Raw genomic sequence first — 20,426 nt, 5'->3', positions numbered from 1 at the left:
CCCGTCAGGCTTTGGGAGGACTATTCAAATAAAAAGTAAAAAAGGTGGAACATAGAAATGTATAAGCAACTTGGCAACAGAAATTTCGCATCTGGTAATATGTCTCGCCGTGAACTTATGCTGGCAACGCTCGCGGGGGGGGCTGCCTTAACAATACCATCCTTTTCGTGGGCGCAGGCCATGCAAACAGCGTCTGGGGTGCTACGCGTCGGTGTTCGACAAGAACCAGACTCATTGAATCAACATGTCATGCAGTTCGTGATCTCTTACGAAGTCGTCTCCATGGTCTACGACATACTCGTCGGATTGGATATGGACGGGAAGCTGACGAACAGTGCATTGGCACAGAAGTGGACACCTTCGGAGGACGGACTCGTCTGGACAGTGACCTTGAAGCCCAATTTGAAGTGGGCCGACGGCTCATCATTAACCGTTCATGATGTAGTATCGTCTTGGCAGTTTATCATTGGTTCGGCTAAAGCCGGCGTCGCGCTCAACGAGACCGGCATCGTCAAAGGCTTGGTGAAGTCTATCACTGCTAAGAATGAAAACGCCATCGAGATCACTACCGAGTACCCGGCGGAATCCATCGTTAACGAGCTCCTCAACGAGATTTACATTGTTCCCCAGACGGCCTGGGACGATATCAGCTATGACAAGGTTACCGAGTTCAAAAATCCAACGCCGATCATCGGTAGCGGACCATTTATTGTGAAGGATTGGTCGCAGGGCCAATCGGTGACCCTGGAACGCAATCCATATTTCCGTGGCCCCGGCCCACTTTTGCAGGAAGTGCGCATGCTTCAGTTCGCTAACCCAGATGCGGCTGTGCAGGCTCTGCGCAGCGGCGAGATCGATTATATGACCGACGTGCCCATCAACCATGTGGCGGCGCTCGACGAGGAGCCTGGCATTGTCGCTAAACCATTCATGGGTTATCGGATGGTCTATCTCGGGTTCAACACCTGGACGGGCAAGGGTTCAGGTTCCACGACTGCATTAGCCGATCCGGCGTTCCGCGACGCTTTGGGCTATGCCATTGACAAGCAGGCGATCGTCAAGCGAGTACTGCAGGGATATGGTACGCCTGCTACAAGTGTCCAGGTGCCCGCCTATGGCGCACTTTACCCGGACATTTCTGACATAGTACGCCCGTTCGACTTAGCTTTGGCCAAGGAAAAGCTCGCCGAAGCCGGGTACATGGACCGCGATGGTGATGGCCTGATCGAGGACAAACAAGGCAAGCCGATCCGCATGCGCTTGTATCTTCCGGATGTCGAAACAGCATATCCGGCGATCGCCCAGTTCCTGACTGGCTGGTTTCATGAAGTCGGCGTAGAAGTGACCACCTCTGTGGTCAGCGAAGCTTCGCTTTTGGCCAATGTGGCAGATCCCCGCCAAGGTGGCGGCGACTATGACATGTTGATTTGGTTCTGGGAGGTCAACAAGGCCAACTTCATGCTGAGCGTGTTCGAGACCAGCCAGATTGGCGGTTACAATTGGAGTTTCTGGTCGGAACCCGAATACGATCAGATGTATCACGACTTCACGAGGGCTCGTGGGACTGAGTCGAGTGCGAAGATCGCCGAGGAAATGGTACGCAAGCTCTATGTCGAGGGGCCATATCACGCGCTGTATTACCCTGCGGCGCTCCACGCTTATCGCAGCGATCGCATCTCTGGCTGGCCTGACAGCAAGCTGTCGCCGCTGATAAATGGGATCTATCCCAACCCCACTATCGCCAGCCTCAAAGTCAATGACTAAGGCGATTAAAGGTTATGTTACTTCTTCGGAAAGTTGCGGGCGCCGGGATGACCATATTAGTCATCTCAGCGCTGGGTTTCTTCATTTTTCGTGCGATGCCTGGTGATCCCACGCGAATGTTGATTGGCGGCGCGAAAGGCGTGACTCCAGAAATGCTAGCTCAGGTGCGGGCCCGTTGGGGCTTGGACGCCCCGCTATTTCCCGACCAGTTCATTTCGTACCTATCTTCTATCGTACGCGGTGATTTCGGGTACAGCTTTAAATTCCGCGGCGAGACTGTTCTGGGTGTCATCGGTCCCCGCGTGATGCCGACGTTGCTCCTCGTCGGCATTGCCCAGGCGATTGCCATGGTAGTCGGCCTCCGGATCGGAGCTCGTGCTGGATGGCGGCAGGGTTCTGTCGTCGATCGGCTTGGAAGCTCGCTTGCGCTGGCGGCCTATGGTATGCCGACTTTCTGGCTCGGCATGATCTTGCTTTTTGTTTTCGCCGCGTGGCTCAGGTGGTTACCGGTCACGGGTCTCGCAAATATGGGGAATAATGACAGCAACGCCTGGCTCGAAATCGTTCGGCGTAGCATTTTGCCCGTTGCGACACTCGCGATTGCCCAAGCCGGTCAGTATGTTTTGCTTATGCGCGCTGCAATAGTGGAAGTTCTAAAGGAGGATTTCGTCACCACAGCCCGCGCGAAAGGGATCGGTAGCAGCGCAATTCTTCGACGCCACGTTGTGCCCAATGCTCGGCTACCCATTCTAACGCTGATATCGCTGAATGTGGGCTTCATCGTCACAGGAGCGATCACCGTGGAGGCTGTCTTTTCTTGGCCTGGGCTCGGGCTGCTGACTGTCGAAGCAATGCGAGCACGGGATTACCCGGTGCTCCAAGCGCTGTTTTTGATCTTCGCTGTTTCGATCGTCATAGCCAATTTGACTGCTGATTTGCTTTACGCGCGGCTTGATCCGAGGGTGTCAACATGATCCGACTAGCCAAATGGGTTCCAAGCCTCGGCCAGCTAACCTTGGGATTTGTTCTGGGGATCGTAGCGTTGGGCGCTTTGGTTCCGGATCTTCTGGTTGGTCCGATCGAAACTATCGTAACGGCGACAGGGATCCCGGTTTCAGCGCCTTCGGCTAGTCACTGGCTTGGCACAGACGAAGTAGGTCGAGATGTTTTGAATCTGACGGTGCATTCCACTCGAATCACTATGTTGGTAGCTCTGCTAGCGAGCGCGTTGAGCATATTATTGGGAACCGGAGTGGGCGTGATCGCGGGCTACACGCGGGGAGCCACTGACGCGCTGTTGATGCGAGTCGCGGACTTTTTCCTGGTAATGCCAGCTTTCATTCTAGCGCTAGTCTTGGCGCCATTGGCGGTCGAAATTGGTGGCGAGCAGGGGACGATTTTTGGAGTGCGTCCCACGCTGTTCGTCACGGTAATCGTGATCGGCATCACGAGCTGGGCCGGTACGGCCCGCATTGTGCGTAGTCAAACCTTATCTTTACGGAACCGCCCTTTCGTTGATCGCGCGCGGGTGATTGGCGCATCCCAAAGCCGGATCATCCTTCGCCATATTCTGCCCAACCTCGTCTCGCTAATAATTGCCAACACTATCCTCACTATCGTCGCGGCAATCTGGATCGAATCTGCCCTAGCGTTTATCGGCTTGGGGGATCCCTTTCAGCCGTCCTGGGGAACTATGCTGTATAACGCCCAGCAAGCAGGGGCCGCTGGCGCTGGTGCTTGGTGGTACGTAGTCACACCCGGTTTGGCGATTGTGGTGGTGGTGGTCTCGCTCTATTCGCTGAGCCACTCCGCCGTGCTGCGCTTCGGGACGCGAAGAAGGAAGACTACTTAATGGCAAAGATTACCAACCAGGAGTTGCCAATCTTGCAGGTTCGCGGTCTGACGGTAAACATACGCGGCTTACCAGCCTGTGCCCCAATCGTGGACGATTTCAGCCTAAACCTATCTCGCGGCGAGTCTCTTGGCCTTGCGGGGGAATCAGGATGCGGCAAGAGTACCGCTGCCCTTGCTTTGATGCGATTGCTGGGCTCGGCACTTGAAGCAGCAAGCGGGTCGGTGAGAATTCGCGGCGACGAGGTTCTGGACCTCGATGAGGAAGCGTTCGACGGCATCCGCTGGCGCCGGGTAGCTTATGTGTTTCAAGGCGCTATGAATGCATTCAACCCAGTGATCACTGTGGGCGATCAGATCGTTGAGGCGATCCGTCGCGACAAGTCCATAAACTTGGTTCGAGCGCGCCAGCAATCGTGGGAGCTATTGGAGAGCGTCGGCATAAATCGATCCCGTGCGGGAGGATATCCGCATCAATTTTCTGGTGGGATGCGACAACGTGCCATGATTGCGATGGCTCTCGCTGCGAATCCTGAGATAATCATCGCGGACGAGCCGACCACCGCTCTCGATGTCGTGGTACAGGCCGAGATCTTAGACCTGCTGATTCGATTACAGCGGGAAAGGGGCCTAACGACAATAATAATTAGTCACGACTTAGCCGCTATCGCGTTGACCTGCGACCAAGTGGCTATCATGTATGCTGGGCGGATTATTGAGACCGGTCCAGTGGAAAAGGTACTTGGACAGCCCTTGCATCCATACACCAAGGCACTGGCAATGGCCGCACCTAGGTTCGGTCAGGATTTTCTAAAGATTGAACCTATCCCCGGCGCACCGCCGCGTCCTGACGAGCAGCGATGCGGTTGCGCATTTTCTCCGCGTTGTCAATTTGTCCGGGACATCTGTCGAACGCAGCAGCCACGGCTGCGCGAAGTTTGCGGATCCGCGGTCGCCTGTCATTTCGCGGAGAACCTGTAGATCATGATACCGTTGATCGAATTCCGCGATGTCTCTGTCCATTTTTCAGCGCCCCGCAGTTTGTCGGGGTGGCTTCGTCGCCTCCCGCAACAGCAAATTTACGCGATGGACCATGTTAATTTCACGATCCATCGCGGCGAGATACATGCGATCGTCGGCGAATCTGGATCTGGAAAGTCCACCTTGGCTCGGGTCGCCACGCGACTTCAGACACCCACCGATGGCCAGATCTTGATGAATGGAGAAGACGTGACGATTCTCCGTAATCGGGCTGCCATGCGCGATTATCGGAAACGAGTCCAAATGATTTTTCAGGACCCATTCTCATCATTAAATCCGTCGCAGACAATCTTTGACCACGTTGCGGAGCCCTTGGTGGTTAACGGAATGGGTGGCAGTTCGCAGAGCCTTTCCGAGAAGGTGCTCGGGACGCTCGCATCGGCTGGCTTACGTCCGGCCGAGATATTCTCGCAGCGGTACCCGGATGAACTTTCCGGCGGCCAGCGGCAAAGGGCAGCAATTGCCGGAGCGTTGGTGATGGAACCGGAACTTATAGTTGCAGATGAGCCGGTCAGTATGCTGGACGTTTCGGTGAGCGCTGAGATATTAAAGCTTATGCTGGAACTTCGGGCGGCGCGAGGGCTAGCCTACATTTTTATTACACATAATCTTCACCTGGCGGCGGCGATCGCCGACAGGGTATCGGTCATGCGCGGTGGTCGTATAATTGAATCAGGCTTGCCAGGCAACGTTCTTAAGAACCCCACCGAAAACTATACGCGCCAGCTTCTTGCTTCTGCCCCGACCTTGGACGAAGCCTTGGAACGGAGGGCGGCACGGAAGTTAAATGCCAAATTATTGAAGCAACCAGTCGCGACTATTATTACCTCGGGATCGCATTCATCAACAGTGTCGCGTTGAACCGGGAGCAGATAGATGACAGGGCCTTTGGTGACCTCATCCGATTCCCTCCAGCTTTCGGGGAAGTGGTTTTTGCTCTGAGAACAAATCTTAAACGGTCGGAGGCTGGAGTTTTCCGTGCTTCCATCTTTGGGCCTGCCCCCGTTTGTCCCTGTCTATAGGTTAGACTAGCTCTGATCGATGATCCGGTACCATTGTTTGGACCGCCGCAAGGTGGAGTTTCCGGCTGCTTCACGTGACCTGCCACGGGCAATTTACTCCATCTGAGATTAGAGTCCGGCCTCGATTGAAGCGGACAGATGAAGAGAGCGGTTTACGGAAGAGCAGATCATCGCGGTTTTGCGCGAACACGAGGCGGGGGCGAAGGCAGGCGATCTGGCCCGCAAGCGGCATGGACGTCTCCGACGCCTAGCGGCTGAAGGCGCTGGAGGAGGAGAACGCGAAGCTGAAGAAGCTTTCTGGCCGACTAGATGCTGGAAGCCTCGGCGCTGCGCGAGCTTCTGTCAAAAAAATGGTAGAGCCCGTCGCCAAGCGCGAAGCCGTCGCGCGTGAGGGCCGCCATGGGCCTGTGGGAACGGCGGGCCTCTTCCATCGTCAGCGCCGATCGCAAGATGGTCCGCTACCGGTCACGGCGCCCGCCGGACAGGGAGCTGCGATGTCAGTTGCGCGACCTTGCCAACGCGCGCCGGCGCTTCGGCTACCGGCGGCTGTTCATCCTGCTGCGGCAAGGCGGCGAGCCGTCGGGCATCAACCGCATCTGCCGGCTCTATCGCGAGGAAGGGCTGACGGTTCGCAAGCGACGGTCACGCCGGCGCGCGGTTGGCACCCACGCCGATTCTGGTCAAGGCAAGGCCGAACGCCCGCTGGTCGCTGGATTTCGTCCACGACCAGTTCGCTTGCGGCCGACCCTCAACGTCGTGACGACGTGACGCGCGACTGCCTGGCGACAATCCCGGACACCTCGATCTCGGGCCGCCGTGTCGCACGCAAACTGACCGAGTTGATCGCCCACCGCGGCAAGCCGGGCATGATCGGCTCCGACCACGGCACCGAGTTCACCTCGAACGCCATGCTCGCCTGGGCACAGGAGAACGGCATGACTTGGCACTTCATCGCACCGGGCAAGCCGATGCAGAACGGCTTCTGCGAGAGCTTCAACGGCCGGATGCGGGACGAGCTCTTGAACGAGACCCTGTTCTTCGGTCTCGACCATGCCCCCACGGCGATCGCCGAAAGGGCGAATGACTACAACCGATCGCGCCCACATTCGGCGCTCGGCCACATCACGCCGGCGGCTTATGCCGCCAATCTCACCGCAACGGGCGATCGGCTGCGCAACCCCGACCAGCTCCGCCGATCGCCCGTTGCTCAACCCGCGCCATACGGCGTACAACCCGCCGAGCCTCTAATTGCGGCTGGATGAACATTTGGTGGCAGGTCATGCCCAACTCGCTTATCTGCTCTCCGGAACGACTGGTGAAACCCGCAGGAAACCTGGCGCCCGACGTCGATGGATAGCGGTTTTGCGATCGGGGAGGATGTGATTCGCTCGGGCCTGTGAAATCCGCCCTTGATTCGCTTCCGTCCGACCTTCCTAGCGCCCATGCGATGATCCTCGCCGAGCGGGCCGCGCGAATGGAGGCGGAGACCGTTGCGGCGCGTGCTCAAGCGTTGAACTCCTCGACAGAAGCGTTGATCGCATACCTCAAGCTGGAGATCGAGAAGCTGCGGCGAACTCTACGGCAGCCGCTCGGAGCGCAAGGAACGGCTCCTGGCGCAGGTGGAACTGCAGCGGCGGACCTCGAGGCGGCCGCGACAGAGCACGAGTTGGCGGCAGGGAAAGCGGCGGCGCAGACGCAATCGGTCAAATCGTTCGAGCACAGGCGGCCTTCGCGCAAGCCGTTCCCAGCGCGCCTGCCCCGCGAGCGCGTCGTCATCGCCGCGCCCGCCCGAAAGCTGTCCCTGCTGCGATCGGCGAAACTGTCGAAGCTGGGCGAGGACGTCACGGAGACGCTGGAAGTGATCCCGCGCCAGTGGAAGGTGATCCAGACGGTGCGCGAAAAGTTCTCGTGCCGGGAATGCGAGAAGATCACGCAGCCGCCGGCCCCTTCCTACGTAACTGAACCGGCAGAGCGAACGATACGCCCGCGAAGGCATCGATCTGAGCGTGTCGACGCTGCCGACCAGGTCGACGCCTGCGCGTTGGTGCTGCAGCTGCATGCGCTGATCGAGACCCATGTGCTTGCCGCCGAGCGGCTGCATGGCGACTACACCACGGTGCCCATCCTGGCCAAGGGCAAGACGGCCACCGGCCACATCTGGACTTATGTCCGTGACGACCGGCCGTTCGGCGGAACCTCGCCGCCGGCCGCGCTCTACTACGCTTCGCGCGATCGACGACCACCCCGAGCGCCAGCTGCAAGACTTCACCGGCATCCTGCAGACCGACGCCTGTAGCGGGTACAACACGCTTTACGATCCGTCGCGGGCTCAGGGACCAGTCACACCGGGCTGTGCTGGGCCCATGCGCGACGACAGTTCTTCGAGCGGCCGACATTGCCGCGAATGCGCTGCGCGGAAAGAAGGCGCCGGCGATCTCACCCATTGGATTCGAGGCCGTCAAGCGCATCGACGCGCTGTTCGACATCGAGAGCGACATCAACGGTCTCACTGAGGAGCAACGGTTGGCGGTTCGCCAGGAAAGAAGTGCCCCACTGGATTGAAGCTCGAAGAATGGCTGCGTGAGGAGCGCTCCCGCCTGTCGCGCTCGGCCTCTGTCGCCACGCCGATCGACTATATGCTCCGGCAGTGGGACCGCTTTGCCCGCTCCATCGAGGACGGCCGGATTTTTCTTACGGGCAACGCCGCCGAACGGGCGCTGCGCGGTTTTGCCCTGGGCCGCAAATCCTGGCTGTCTGCCGGCTCCGAACGCGGCGCTGCCCGGGCGGCGGCCATGGCGACGCTGATCATGACGGCGAAGCTCAACGACGTCGATCCGCAGGCCTGGCTGGCCGACGTCCTCACCCGCGTCGCCGATACGCCGCAGAACCGGCTTCATGAACTGCTTCCGTGGAATTGGCAGCCCCGTCAGATCCTTGTGGCCTCGGCCGCGTGAACAGCGCGCGGAACAGATCCTCCGACCGCTGAAGACCTTCGTCCGTCAGGACCAAGGACTTCGCCTTGTTCACAGGGTCTGCAATCAGCCCCTTCCGATGCAGCCGATCCGTCACATCCCAATCAAAGCTCTTCCAGGCCCATCGTTCATTGTGCAGCGTCAGCCAAAGCGGCGCCAAGACCGCATCATCGATCTTGTCCGTGTCGATCTCTATCCGCCCAGTCTAGCACAGATCACGCGTCTGCCGCGGCCCAGACCGGATGGTTACTGTTGGACTAGCCAATTGATTGGAGCGCCGGTCAACGCCATTGTCGCAGCGCTGGGCATAAGCAAGAGCGCGGATGTGCCCGCCCTGCGTGGTGGGATTGATCGCCCTGGTTACGGCTTGGTAGCCAGCCAGGGCGATTGGCTGCCGCAACTTCAAACGCCGATGCTGCGTGCGATGCTATCGGCCGCCATGCGCTTTCGCCACTCGAGAGGCCCGGAATGGTGAATGGAGTTTCCCCCAACGTCCACAGCCATGATGACCGGCATGTCCTGCACCTCGAATTCATAGATGGCTTCCATGCCGAGGTCTTCAAAGGCAACCAGCCGTGCGGCTTTGATCGATTTTGAAATCAGGTACGCTGCGCCACCCACTGCGATGAGATACGGCGTCTTTTGTCTGACAATCGATTCAATAGCCGCCAAACCTCTCTCCGCTTTACCCACCATTGCGTAGAGCCCGGTCCCGGCGACTACCTTGTCGGTGAAATCGTCCATGCGGCTGGAGGTGGTTGGACCAGCCGGCCCGACCACCTCATCCCTTACAGCCCGCACTGGACCGACGTAGTAGATCACGCGCCCGTGCATATCGACTGGAAGCGGCTCGCCTTTATCGATCAGATCGACCATTCGTTTGTGGGCTGCATCACGGCCCGTCAGCATCTTTCCGGACAAAAGAAGTGTTTCCCCGCAGCGCCATGATGTCGTCTCTTCCTTCGTGAGCGTATCAAGATTTACTCGCCGAACTTCTGCTTCGCGCACGTCCTCAAGACCTATCTGGGGCCATTCGGAAAGGTTAGGCGGTTGCAGCTGGACCGGCCCAGTGCCGTCCAACGTGAACGTCAGATGCCGGTTGGCCGCGCATTGAGGAATGAGTGCTACAGGCATCGAGGCGGCGTGGGTGGGGTAGCTAGCAACCTTGACGTCTACGACAGTGGTAAGGCCACCAAGCCCCTGGGCACCGATCCCCAGGGCGTTAATCCGCTGATAAAGCTCGATCCGCAGTGCCTCTTCCGGGCTAAAGGGCCCCCTGGCGATCAGTTCCGCCATGTCGATAGGCTCGTTCATGGCCTCCTTGGCCAAAAGCATCGCCTTTTCAGCGCTGCCACCGATGCCGACCGAGATCAGTCCGGGCGGGCACCATCCGCTGCCAAGGGTCGAAACGGTGTCGACCACCCAGTCGGCAACTGACGCGCCAGGGTTAAGGGTGGTGAAACGAGCCTTGTTTTCAGACCCGCCGCCCTTTGCGGTGATGGTGATCTCGATCTGGTTGCCTTGCACAAGGTCTACGTGGACGACTGCCGGCGTGTTGTCGCGGGTGTTCACTCGTCGGGCAAGCGGATCCGAGACGATCGATGGTCGAAGGGGATTGTCGGCGTCGAGATATGCCCGACGGACGCCTTCATTCACGACGTCCGCGAAACTGGCCTCGGACTTGATACGAACGCCCATCCCGACCTTGGCGAAAACCACCACGAGGCCGGTATCCTGGCAGATCGGTCGACGCCCAAAGGCGGCCATGCGCGAATTCAGCAGTATCTGCCCTATGGCGTTTTTCGCCGATGGGCTCTGCTCGCGCGCGTATGCCTGAGAAAGGTACCGAATATAGTCTGGAGGATGGTAATACGAGATGTACTGAAGCGCATCGGCGACGCTCGTCGCGACGTCTTCACTGGCAATGGTGCGTGTCCTTTTGATCACCAGCTTACCCGAATGACCCGAGACCGTTGACCAGTTTCAGGCTTTGGAAGCTCCGTAAGCCCTGCTCGCCACCTTCATAGCCATAGCCGCTCTGCTTGACGCCTCCATACGGCGCATCGGCAGACACCCCTTTCAGGTAATTTACACTGACGGCGCCAGCCGAAACACCGCCGATCAGCGCTCGTTTCGCATCAGTGGCGCCAGTGAAGAAGTAGGCGGCCAAGCCATATTCGGTGGCATTGGCCTCTTCGATAGCCTCCTCGATCGTGTCGAAAGGCGCTACGGTGAGGATTGGCCCGAACGGCTCGTCATGAAGCACTTTTGCATCCTTTGGCACCCCTGTCAGGATGGTCGGCGGCCAGTAAAAGCCCGGCCGGTCGAGGCGGGTGCCGCCGGTTTCGACGCGGGCGCCACGATCCAAGGCGTCCTTTACCAGATGCTGCATGGCTTCTATTCGCCGCGCGTTTGCCATCGGTCCCATCTCGGTCTTAGGGTCGTCGGGCGGGCCGATTTTGATTTTGCTGGCGACGTCGGTCATCCGGAATAGAAACTCCTCATAGAGTGGCCGCGCGACGAGGATTCTGCTGGGCGCATTGCAGCTCTGGCCCGCACACTCGAACTTGTATTCCGAAATTGCCGGAACAGCCGTTGCGAGATCAGCATCCTCGCACACAACGACCGGGGAGTGCCCACCGAGTTCAAGGACACACCGCTGCAAGTTGTTCGCCGCGAGCTTGGCCAAATGTTTTCCAACAGCGGTGGAGCCCGTAAAGGTCAACACTTTCACAATTGGTGAACTGAGCAAATGCTCAGAAATTTGCGTCGGCACGCCGAAGATAAGATTGACCACGCCGTCCGGGATACCCGCCTGGCGCAGGGCTTCGACAACGTGGATGGCAGCACTCGGTGTCTCTTCTGCCCCTTTGAGGATTACAGGGCAGCCTGCCGCCAGCGCTGGGGCAAGCTTGCGAGCGACAATCACGGCGGGATAGTTCCACGGCGTGAAGGCAGCGACCACGCCGAGCGGCTCCGGGACAATCATTCGGTTCGGGCCATGTGGAATTGGGGCCGACAATTCTTCGGCGTATGTGCCGTACCACTCCAGCGTTTCGACTGCGCGCGCGTACTCGCCTGTTGCTTCGGCGATTGTCTTGCCCTGTTCCCTCGACAATTCCCTCGCGGCATCTCCCACCTTGGTGGCCAGGATCCGAGCGGCCGCTATAAGGATTTCGCCGCGATCCTTCGACGGTCGCGAGGCCCAGGCCCGTCGGCTTGCCTCTGCACAAGCAAGGGCCTCGTCCAGGTCCGACGCCGATGCCGCGGCCACCGAGCCAAATACCGTCTCTGTCGCCGGGTTGGTCACCGTCAGGGTTCCACTACCGCCCCGCCAACTGCCGTCGATGAAAAGCTGATAGGTCGTGGCGTTGGACATCGAATGCTCCGCTTGAATGAATTCGCGAGGTACTGGAACGGCTGATATCCGATCCGTGCACCGTGCCGCGCTCCTCTGCGATTTCATCGTGGTATTCGCATGCGGTCAAATATCGAATGTCGCCCAAAACCATCTCGAATCCAGATTGATACCGCTCACGCAGCCGCGAAGAGCGAAACACTGGAAGAAGTTGGCTTGGGATTTCCTAGACCGGGTCCGGAACCGTGGCTGACCAGTGCTTGCCCTCGATCAAAGCCCTTACGACGTTGGGGATCAGCTTGCGGACCGCGGAGACGGCTGGAGAGCGCTCATCTTTCGGGTTGACGGCAAGCACAACGGAACGGGTGATCACTGGATCAACGATTTTGACCGTCCGGACCAGGCCTTGAGACGCCTCTTTTTGAATGGCCGACGGGGTAAGGATGGAATACGCCTTTGCTTCCATGACCATATTGATGATCGTGGAAAGGGAGTCGACTTCGAACCTGACGTCCAGAACACAACCGTGCTGGGCAACGACATCAGCTACCGAACGCCTGACATTGTTGTTGCGCATGGGAACCGCTAGTGGAAATGCGTGCAGGTCGGCGAGCGCTATTGAATCTTCGAAAGGCGGTAGAACCGGTGGCACAACTAGGCAAAACTCTTCGCGGGCCAGTACCGCCATTTGCCCCAAGCTCTCGGCAGTGCGGTAGAGGACAGCCAGATTGAAACGGCCAGCAGCCATCCACTCCTCCAGCGGTCCCGTCATGCCTTCGATCATTTTAAGCGAGATCCTCGGCAATTCGCTTCTTACCGTTTCAAGCAGGGGACCGCTGAGGACGCGAGCGGCTCCGGACGGAATGCCAATGGTCACCTCTCCGGAAGGAGCAACCACCGAGTTGGTCAGTTCGGCCTCAGTGAGCTGAATTTCCTTCAGGATGATGCGCGCGCGCTCAAGCAGCTTGTCTCCGGACGCCGTGACGCTGACACCGGTCCTATCGCGAACCAGCAGCTGAGTGCCGAATCCTTCCTCGAGTTGCCGCACATGCAGGCTTAGAGCGCTTTGAGCAACGTTGAGGGTCGCTGCTGCCTTCGTGAAACTGCCGGCTTCAACCACGCCGACAAAGTATCTTAACTGCCTGATGTCCACGATGCAAATCCAGCCGGCATGTTCCTGTGCTTTCATACCTATCTCGGAACGAGATGGCAGGCAAGCAGCAAACTGTCGAGCCATAGCTCGGAAACCAGTGCCTGTCCGGCCGCTGATAAAAGGTCAGTTATTGCTAGCGAGAGCCGAGATCTCGTGGGCGCGCCGCACCACTGGCGGATCGATCATCTTGCCATTCAACGAGAATGCGGACCGTCCACGCGTGGCGGCATCATGTTCCGCCGCGACGACTTGGTGAGCCCACTCGAGTTCCTGGGCGCTTGGCGAGAAAGCCTCATTGAATATGGCCACCTGGGTCGGGTGGATCGCCAAGGCTCCGGCAAAGCCAAGCCGCCGCGCATGCACCGCGGCTTCACGGAGTTTATGCGTGTCCGAGAACTCGCCGATGCTTCCTACGAAGCCCAGTGGGAGCAACCCGGCCGCACGGGCGGCAAACAGAACAGAAAGGTTCGGCGCCAACAGAAGGTCGAATTCCGGGGCGCCGCCTACAGCGGCACTGAAGTCTTCAGGACCAAGCGCCATTGCCACCATCCTTGGATCCGCCGACGCAATCGCCGCGAGCCTTTGCAGAGCGCCCGGGGTCTCGATCTGGGCAAGGAACCGGATACCTCCCGGCGCAAGATTTCTTTCTCGTTCAAGTTCCGACACCGCATTCGCGACCTCTAATACCCACTCTGCCGAATCCGTCTTCGGAAGAACCAGTGCGTCAATACCCGAAATCACGGCTGAATCGAGATCGGCCGCCAAGGCGCGCAAACTACGATTCACGCGGACCAAAACAGATGCGCCGTTGCGCCCCACCTTCGCCACGGATTCAGGAAGCTGCCGCCGTGCCTCGCCCTTTTTATCCTGGGGAACGGAATCCTCGAGGTCGAGAATGACGCCATTCGCACCCCGCTCGTGGGCCGTCTCCACAAAGCGCGGAACGTGCGCGGGTACGAAGAGCAGGGATTTCCAGCGTGGTACAGACATCGTGCTTTCAACGGCCTGAGATGCGTCCTTGAACATGGATTCGCCTCTGCGATCAATCGTACCGAGCTTGACGGCAGTGGGCTTGCTGGATGGCTGATGCGCTGGGATGATCCGAGGTGCACAGACTCTTCGTAACTCGCGAGCGCACTCACCTTACCCAGACGCGCACTCACGCGGACGCGGCTCTTTCGCGCAAAAGCCCCAGAACCTCCTCGCGGACAGCCTCGGTATGAGCGCCAAGAGCCGGAACTGGGCGCAGCGAGGGGTGCTCCGAGTTGAAAATCGCCGCCGGCGCTATCGTCTCGACAGTTCCTTCGGGTGTGCCAACCGGCACCCTGCGAATGTGTGGATGCCTTGAAACATCCACCACTTCGTTCAGTCGGCCATATGCCAGGCCGGCCGCCTCAAGTTCCTGCATTGCTTGGTAGCAGGAAAGTTCAGAAAACCGCCGTTCAATGATCTCATCAAGCTGCGCACGGTGACCGAGGCGCTCCATGTTGTTAGCAAAACCAGGCGTGCGTGTAAGCCCCGGCTGCGTCAGGAACTTCTCGCAGAAACTCACCCATTCGCGGTCATTCTGAACCGAAAAGATGACCTCTTTGCCGTCGGCGCAACAATAGGCCCCATATGGCACCAGCGACGGGTGTTTCACGCCGGCGCGTACCGTGTGGTAGCCGCTGTAGTCGTTTTGCAGAACCGGCACGTTCATCCAGTCGGCGACCGCATCAAAAAGTGAAACCTGAATGCTTGTCCCTTCGCCGGTGATCTCGCGGTGATACAGTGCCTGAAGAATGGCGCTGTGTGCCGTCATGCCCGCTGAGATATCGCAGACCGACACCCCTACACGCGCGGGCCCCTGTTTGTTGCCGGTGATCGCGCATAGACCCGTTTCGGCCTGGACGATGAGATCATAAGCCTTCAAATGGGAATACGGCCCTGTGTCCCCGAAACCAGAGATGTCGCAGGTGATCAGCCGCGGAAACCGTTGACGGAGATCCGCAGACGCGAAACCCAGTTTTTCGATGCTGCCCGGCTTCAGATTCTGGATAAAGACGTCAGCACTGGCAATGAGCAAGTCCAGGACGGCGCGGTCGGCCTCCGATCTCAGGTCCAGGCAGACCGACTCCTTACCCCGGTTGAGCCAGACGAAGTAAGCGCTCTGTCCCCGCACCAACTTGTCGTAGTTGCGGGCAAAGTCCCCTTCGGGCCTCTCGACCTTGATCACCCTGGCGCCGGCATCAGCAAGGCGAGATGATGCATAAGGCGCGGCCACGGCCTGCTCCACGGCAACAACCGTGATCCCTTCAAGGAAGTTCTGCATGGAGACACACCGCCCTATTTATCCAACAATTTCGGTTTGAGCTCGACGACGATTCAGCATCACGAGCAATCGATTCTGTTCGTTCCCGACGATGGAAAATGCCTCATCGACACCCATTCCGGGCTTTGCAAGCATCATCTCGGCCTGGGTTGCCACCGATACGTGGACAGAAGCTTGGGCGGAGAGATCTGTCTCGGTACAGCTTCCTCCGACATAAGCTCCAACCTTGTTTTCTTTGCAGAGGAGAACGGCTCGCGCTGTGTCCGCGATTGAGCCTACATCGGGCGTCTTGATTTGAACGAGATGCGCCGCCTTGGCTTCGGCGAAGAGCCGAATATCTTCAAGCGTATTGCATCTCTCATCCACGACAATGCGCGCGTTGGACCCCCGGTTGTCCAAAATCGATACGATCTTGGCATAGTGCTCAATTTGAGCTTGCGTCGACCCAAAATCCGCCGGAGATTCGATGTTGAGCGTGAAATCCGGGACGGTGTCTGCACCCTTGCAGATAAAGTCTGCGATGCGTTGCGGCTCTAGGCCGATTTCCTGGCCGATCCATCCATACACATCGAAATGCAACACCGGATGATAGCCCGGGCAGCCGATTTCGCGCGTGCGCACGGCAACCCACTTCACGAACTCCATGAAGGTTTGACCGTCGACACCGAATTTCTGACGCGAGTTGATCAGGCCGTGGGGAAGTACATCCACGGCCTTCAGAATCATTTTGTCCACGTTAATTTCGCGAGCGTCGCCACTCTGGCAATAGATCGGGACCTTGCATGTCGGCAGCGGCAGGCCAAATTCGGCGCATATGATTTCCGCCATCGTCTTGCCCTGAAGATGTGCGGCGGCTCGAAGCAGCGCCTGACTGACGCCATACTTAAGCGAGAGAGGTAGCCGCTTTTGTTCGCAGGACTCGAAAACGTGAGCGCAGGCATCAAGGTAGCGAGACGCATCGACGTCGAGAAGCCGTGGCGTCACGACCCGAGACGTCAAATCCGAGATTTGAGCGCTTTCGAACAAAGGATCTCGTCCGCCAGCACCGCAGTACTGAACGCTCATCATGTCGCCCCAGACGACGATGTCGTCTGGAAGGACAAGCCCGACGCTGAGCGAGGATGCTGGAACGCGAAGGGAGGTGAACCCAGGCGTTATCGGCTTGCCAGTATAGATGAAGCCATCCTGGATTGCGCCGGCCCCAATAGCAGCCTGATCGTCATAGAAAAATGCGCCATAGCCAGGCGCGAGTAAGACATCTTTGATCTGCACCTCAGTTCACTCTCCTTTCTTGGAGCGGACGCCGCCTTCCGCTACTTGCGACGATGCTATCGGTCGATTCCATCAGATCTCAGAGATTTAGCGGTCGAGCGAGATAAACTAGCTCCTCGTTGGCGTCGACATGAGCCCCGGATCGGATAGCGCAGACGACGGATGTGGTAGGCGCGCGAATATCAATGGAGCCAGCAGACAGCGACTCCATCGGATGCAGGATGCCAATGAGATCTCCCTGCTTCACTTCGTCCAGCATCGAGCAGCGAGGTTCGAATATGCCACTCGCGGGCGATTTCAGCTCGTCAGACAAAAGCGTCTCAAGTGTCTGGCTGGTCTTCTTTTGCCGGTAGGTTGGGCGCTCGGCTTTTCCCTCAACGAATCCGAGCGCGATGAGGGCGTTGCGAACCCCAGCTTCATAGATGGCCAGAGCTTCGGCGCCGACCGTGCCCCCGCCGAATTCAGCGCAAATGAATAACTTGCCTTGGCTGTGCACCCAAGTATCGAACATCCCAGGCGCATCGTATTCCCAGAGCAATGTCACGGGCAATTTGCACGCCTCTGCCATCTTGAGCGTTTTGGCCATGAGATCGGCATCAGCAATAGGATGCGTGATGATCGCCGGAGGAAAATCCCACGTTGGTCCGAAGCTGTGCAGATCAAATACGGTATCCGCCATTGGCAACAACAACCGCGAAACCGCATCAGCAATGCGTTCGGTTACCGACCCGTCGGCGCGACCCGGATACACTCGATTGAGATTCTTCCCATCGATTGGCGTGTTGCGGGTGCAAGCCTGCACGGCCAGCGGATTGATCTCAGGTACGATGATTACCCTTCCACAAACCTGGGTTTCTGGCAGCCACTCGATAACCCGCCGCGCAACAATTGGCCCTTCCAATTCATTGCCATGACAGCCGCCGGTGATGAGGAGGCGCGGTCCCTCCCCTTTATTGAGGCTGAAAACCGGAAGCGAAAGAGCTTCGCAGTCGGCGCCTTTGGGGACGACAAGATGCCCCGTGCTCAAGCCAGGCGCGTCGAGATCAAACGTAATATTCGGTATTTCACTCATCGTCTACTTTCGTTTACAGTGGTATATCTCAGATTAAGGTTCCAGGAATTTCAAATAATTGGAGCCAAGCCGTCGAATTCGCCCTTGAGGACATCATCGTGGCCATTGCGAACATTCGCCGGATTCCTGAACGCTCATGATATAGCCTGAAACAAGTTGTCGTCGATATGGACAAACCATAAGCTTAGAGAAGACCGTCAATAGATGTGGGCCGAGATCCTACCGTTCGCCGGATAAGTGAAGCCCTAGGGCGATGCCTGCGTCTGGCGCCACGCACTCGACGAACATCTTTGATCTGGGCTTCACTTAACGTCGATTTCTACGGGTCGGATTGGCGGCGCGATCCACTTTTGTTCGCTGTCGATAACTATGCGTCAGGTCGCTGTCAGTTCGCCAATATAATGTCCCGGAGGGTGCAATCGCGTTTTCAGATGGCTGTCACCTGCCTTGAGAAAGCTGGAGTGCTGCGACGCTCACAAGGATACGAGAAGCGTAACAGTGGGTTCGTCGGGGATCCCGGTGGTAGGTCTCACGCAAGACAAGCCCTGGGCAGAACCGATCAAGACGCGAACGCCATCGCTCCTGGCTCTCACGATATCAGGAGCAGAGATGACGAATAAATACGGCAGCATGGAACATGGCTTGGCACATTGCCGGCAAACAGTGCAACGAGGTCGGGCATGCTCGAATTCGGCGCTAAAATGGGGCGACGATCGATGTGCATGCGAGTTACGGATACTCTCCTTCTCAAGCCTCCGATCGGATGGGCTGCAAGCACTCCCATACGGCGGCTTGAAAACCGTATCCTGTCGGTGGGGAGGACACCGGCGGGAATGCGCTTCGCATAAGCCGCCGCCGCGTGGCGGCCGGACCGCGGCAGGCTGGGGACTTCCGTAGCGATCCCTCCCAATCCGCCGACCGGCCTAAAGGAGTTCCATCTTGAAGATTTCCAAGAATAGCGCAGTCCCGCCACCTGAGAAAAAGCCTGTTCCCGTTTCGGCAAACCCCATTTTCCAATAGAAATCTTGCGCCGTTTTCGCGGACTTCAGACAGACACTCGTTCGCCCGTGCTCGGAATCTGTCCGAAGCCTTGTCAAGGCTCTAGCCAACAATCCAAGAAGGCGGGCCGACACTCTCACCTCGTGCTTCCGCTAGTACCGTTCCACAGAGATTGTGATGGGTTGTTTTAGCGCAAAATCGGAAGCGCTTCCGGAGGAATCATAAGTTGGATGCATCGGACGGCCCCGGGCGTGCGCGAGATGAGGCCGGCTTTTTCTAGAGTGATCACCATCTGGTGGACGGACGGAGCGGTGATGTCGAAGTGGCGCTGCATGTCGGCTTCGGCCGGGGGGCTGTTTGAAGATCCGGCTGTAGGCATAGATGAAGGCCAAATACTGGCCTTGAAGCTGCGTAAAGCGCGGCTGCGGCGCGGCTTGTCGTTCGCCAAGTGACTGACTCATTTCCTGATTCATCTGCGCCTGCACGCTGAAGGAGGTGCAGGTGAGTATAAAGTCTTGTGTGGACCTTAGCCAATCGGAACGTGATCAACTTGACGCGCTGTTGAGCGGGGGGCGCCACGCGACGCGCAAAATAAAACGCGCGAAGATCCTCTTGGCGGCGAACGACGGCGTGAGCGACGAGATGATCGCCGCAACCTTGAAGGTCTCGGGATCGACGATTTATCGGACCCGGCGCCGCTTTGTGGAAGCGAACCTTGAGGGAGCGCTCACCCAGGAGCCGCGGCCCGGCGTTGGGCGCAAACTATCGAGCAAGGCGGAGGCGCTTTTGGTGCGACCGCCTGCTCAAAGCCGCCCCCGGGACCACTCCTGGCCGATGAGATGGTCCGGCTCACCGACCATGAAGAGCTGTCTTCTGAGACCGTCCGCCGACGGATGGCGGAGAACCATCTGAAGCCCTGGCGCAAAGACATGTGGTGCATCGCCAACATCGACGGAGAATACGTCGCCCGCATGGAGGGTGTGCTCGACCTCTATGCCGAGGCACCCGATCCTCAAAGACCTGTGGTCTGCTTCGACGAGAGCCTGACCCAACTCATCGGCGAGATGCGTGAGCCCATTCCCGCCAAGCCGGGGCAGCCTGAGCGCTATGACTGCGAATATCGCCGCAATGGTACCGTCAATCTGTTCGTCTTCCTCGACGCCCACCGTCCCTGGCGCCGGGTGAAGGTCACCGACCGGCGTACCAACCAAGACTTCGCCGAGTGCATGCGCGAGTTGGTTGACGTCGACTATCCCGACGCCTCGGTTATCCGGGTGGTGATGGATAACCTCTCCACCCACTCAGCTGGGGCGATTTACGACGCCTTCCCCGCACCGAAGGCTCGCCGGGTGCTGAAGCGGCTTCAGTTCCACCACACGCCAAAACACGCCAGCTGGCTGAATATGGTGGAAATCGAAATCGGCGTCCTGCGCAGCCAATGCGTGGGGCCGTCGCATCGACGACAAGGAAACGATCCTCGCCGAGGTCGCCGCTTGCGAACAGCGGCGCAGCGCCGAAGGCGCTCAGATCCAGTCGATGTTCACCACCGAGAAGGCTCGCGAAAAACTCTGCAAAGCCTATCCCGTCAACGAGTCATAATTTCTGTTGACG

Annotated in this window: 13 protein-coding genes and 4 pseudogenes; 9 read left to right on the top strand and 8 right to left on the bottom strand. The window is 58.4% G+C overall.

All coding sequences use genetic code 11. The annotated features are described in order from the left end of the window. The first annotated feature begins 57 nt into the window (after positions 1 to 57). From NKJ64_RS22275 to tnpC, 7 genes and pseudogenes are all read left to right on the top strand, one after another. Complete coding sequence (locus NKJ64_RS22275) at positions 58 to 1,764, top strand: ABC transporter substrate-binding protein (protein ID WP_352463334.1); 1,707 nt, start codon at positions 58 to 60, stop codon at positions 1,762 to 1,764. Positions 1,765 to 1,778: 14 nt separating this feature from the next. Beyond that, positions 1,779 to 2,738, top strand: coding sequence for an ABC transporter permease (locus tag NKJ64_RS22270; RefSeq protein ID WP_352463333.1), 960 nt, complete (start codon positions 1,779 to 1,781; stop codon positions 2,736 to 2,738). Beyond that, the gene (locus tag NKJ64_RS22265; RefSeq protein WP_352463332.1) at positions 2,735 to 3,616 is read left to right on the top strand and encodes an ABC transporter permease; all 882 of its coding nucleotides are present in this window, start codon (positions 2,735 to 2,737) and stop codon (positions 3,614 to 3,616) included. Before NKJ64_RS22270 ends, NKJ64_RS22265 begins: the two co-directional genes overlap by 4 nt. Further along, entirely contained in the window at positions 3,616 to 4,596 is a 981-nt protein-coding gene (locus NKJ64_RS22260; protein WP_352463331.1) for an ABC transporter ATP-binding protein, read from the top strand. Before NKJ64_RS22265 ends, NKJ64_RS22260 begins: the two co-directional genes overlap by 1 nt. A 3-nt stretch (positions 4,597 to 4,599) precedes the next feature. Next, entirely contained in the window at positions 4,600 to 5,517 is a 918-nt protein-coding gene (locus NKJ64_RS22255; RefSeq protein ID WP_352463330.1) for an ABC transporter ATP-binding protein, read from the top strand. Positions 5,518 to 5,844: 327 nt separating this feature from the next. Beyond that, a pseudogene (locus NKJ64_RS22250) lies at positions 5,845 to 6,940 on the top strand (IS3 family transposase). A gap of 185 nt (positions 6,941 to 7,125) precedes the next feature. Continuing rightward, positions 7,126 to 8,632, top strand: a pseudogene (gene tnpC / locus NKJ64_RS22245) (IS66 family transposase). Here tnpC and NKJ64_RS22240 read toward each other — a convergent pair. The 8 genes and pseudogenes from NKJ64_RS22240 to NKJ64_RS22205 form a co-directional block, all read right to left on the bottom strand. Continuing rightward, positions 8,625 to 8,846 (bottom strand): annotated as a pseudogene (locus NKJ64_RS22240) (DUF6429 family protein); the annotation flags it as partial. The pseudogenes tnpC and NKJ64_RS22240 overlap by 8 nt on opposite strands. Positions 8,847 to 9,052: 206 nt before the next feature. Continuing rightward, positions 9,053 to 10,597: a fumarate hydratase gene (locus tag NKJ64_RS22235; RefSeq protein ID WP_352463329.1), complete on the bottom strand. Its 1,545-nt coding sequence runs from the start codon at positions 10,595 to 10,597 to the stop codon at positions 9,053 to 9,055. Positions 10,598 to 10,601: 4 nt separating this feature from the next. Beyond that, a complete protein-coding gene (locus tag NKJ64_RS22230; RefSeq protein ID WP_352463328.1) occupies positions 10,602 to 12,029 on the bottom strand; it encodes an NAD-dependent succinate-semialdehyde dehydrogenase in 1,428 nt (475 codons plus the stop codon). 205 nt (positions 12,030 to 12,234) lie between these two features. Then, a complete protein-coding gene (locus tag NKJ64_RS22225; RefSeq protein WP_352463370.1) occupies positions 12,235 to 13,161 on the bottom strand; it encodes a LysR family transcriptional regulator in 927 nt (308 codons plus the stop codon). A 123-nt stretch (positions 13,162 to 13,284) separates the two neighbouring features. Next, the gene (locus NKJ64_RS22220; protein ID WP_352463327.1) at positions 13,285 to 14,187 is read right to left on the bottom strand and encodes an HpcH/HpaI aldolase/citrate lyase family protein; all 903 of its coding nucleotides are present in this window, start codon (positions 14,185 to 14,187) and stop codon (positions 13,285 to 13,287) included. A 133-nt stretch (positions 14,188 to 14,320) separates the two neighbouring features. After that, positions 14,321 to 15,472, bottom strand: a complete 1,152-nt coding sequence (locus NKJ64_RS22215; RefSeq protein WP_352463326.1) for a CaiB/BaiF CoA transferase family protein — start codon at positions 15,470 to 15,472, stop codon at positions 14,321 to 14,323. An 18-nt stretch (positions 15,473 to 15,490) separates the two neighbouring features. Next, positions 15,491 to 16,744, bottom strand: a complete 1,254-nt coding sequence (locus tag NKJ64_RS22210) for a methylaspartate ammonia-lyase (protein WP_352463325.1) — start codon at positions 16,742 to 16,744, stop codon at positions 15,491 to 15,493. 79 nt (positions 16,745 to 16,823) lie between these two features. After that, on the bottom strand, positions 16,824 to 17,816 hold the full coding sequence (locus tag NKJ64_RS22205) for a succinylglutamate desuccinylase/aspartoacylase family protein (RefSeq protein ID WP_352463324.1): 993 nt from the start codon (positions 17,814 to 17,816) through the stop codon (positions 16,824 to 16,826). 1,280 nt (positions 17,817 to 19,096) lie between these two features. On the opposite strand from NKJ64_RS22205, the gene NKJ64_RS22200 reads away from it, so the two are divergent. Both NKJ64_RS22200 and NKJ64_RS22195 read left to right on the top strand, forming a co-directional pair. Beyond that, positions 19,097 to 19,267, top strand: a complete 171-nt coding sequence (locus NKJ64_RS22200; RefSeq protein WP_352463323.1) for a hypothetical protein — start codon at positions 19,097 to 19,099, stop codon at positions 19,265 to 19,267. Between the two features lie 49 nt (positions 19,268 to 19,316). Next, positions 19,317 to 20,414: pseudogene (locus NKJ64_RS22195) on the top strand (IS630 family transposase). Positions 20,415 to 20,426: the final 12 nt, after the last annotated feature.

Origin of the sequence: Mesorhizobium sp. M0062, assembly GCF_040323125.1 — a bacterium.
Taxonomy (GTDB): Bacteria; Pseudomonadota; Alphaproteobacteria; order Rhizobiales; family Rhizobiaceae; genus Mesorhizobium.
The sequence above is the reverse complement of the archived record's forward strand: the minus strand, read 5'-3'. Positions and strand labels throughout refer to the sequence as shown.

What these genes read in the sequence shown, in the direction of transcription:
- NKJ64_RS22220 (WP_352463327.1), bottom strand. Translation starts at nt 14,187, where the DNA reads ATGTTCAAGGACGCATCTCAGGCCGTTGAAAGCACGATGTCTGTACCA.
- NKJ64_RS22270 (WP_352463333.1), top strand. Translation starts at nt 1,779, where the DNA reads ATGTTACTTCTTCGGAAAGTTGCGGGCGCCGGGATGACCATATTAGTC.
- NKJ64_RS22260 (WP_352463331.1), top strand. Translation starts at nt 3,616, where the DNA reads ATGGCAAAGATTACCAACCAGGAGTTGCCAATCTTGCAGGTTCGCGGT.
- NKJ64_RS22205 (WP_352463324.1), bottom strand. Translation starts at nt 17,816, where the DNA reads ATGAGTGAAATACCGAATATTACGTTTGATCTCGACGCGCCTGGCTTG.
- NKJ64_RS22275 (WP_352463334.1), top strand. Translation starts at nt 58, where the DNA reads ATGTATAAGCAACTTGGCAACAGAAATTTCGCATCTGGTAATATGTCT.
- NKJ64_RS22215 (WP_352463326.1), bottom strand. Translation starts at nt 15,472, where the DNA reads ATGCAGAACTTCCTTGAAGGGATCACGGTTGTTGCCGTGGAGCAGGCC.
- NKJ64_RS22230 (WP_352463328.1), bottom strand. Translation starts at nt 12,029, where the DNA reads ATGTCCAACGCCACGACCTATCAGCTTTTCATCGACGGCAGTTGGCGG.
- NKJ64_RS22255 (WP_352463330.1), top strand. Translation starts at nt 4,600, where the DNA reads ATGATACCGTTGATCGAATTCCGCGATGTCTCTGTCCATTTTTCAGCG.
- NKJ64_RS22265 (WP_352463332.1), top strand. Translation starts at nt 2,735, where the DNA reads ATGATCCGACTAGCCAAATGGGTTCCAAGCCTCGGCCAGCTAACCTTG.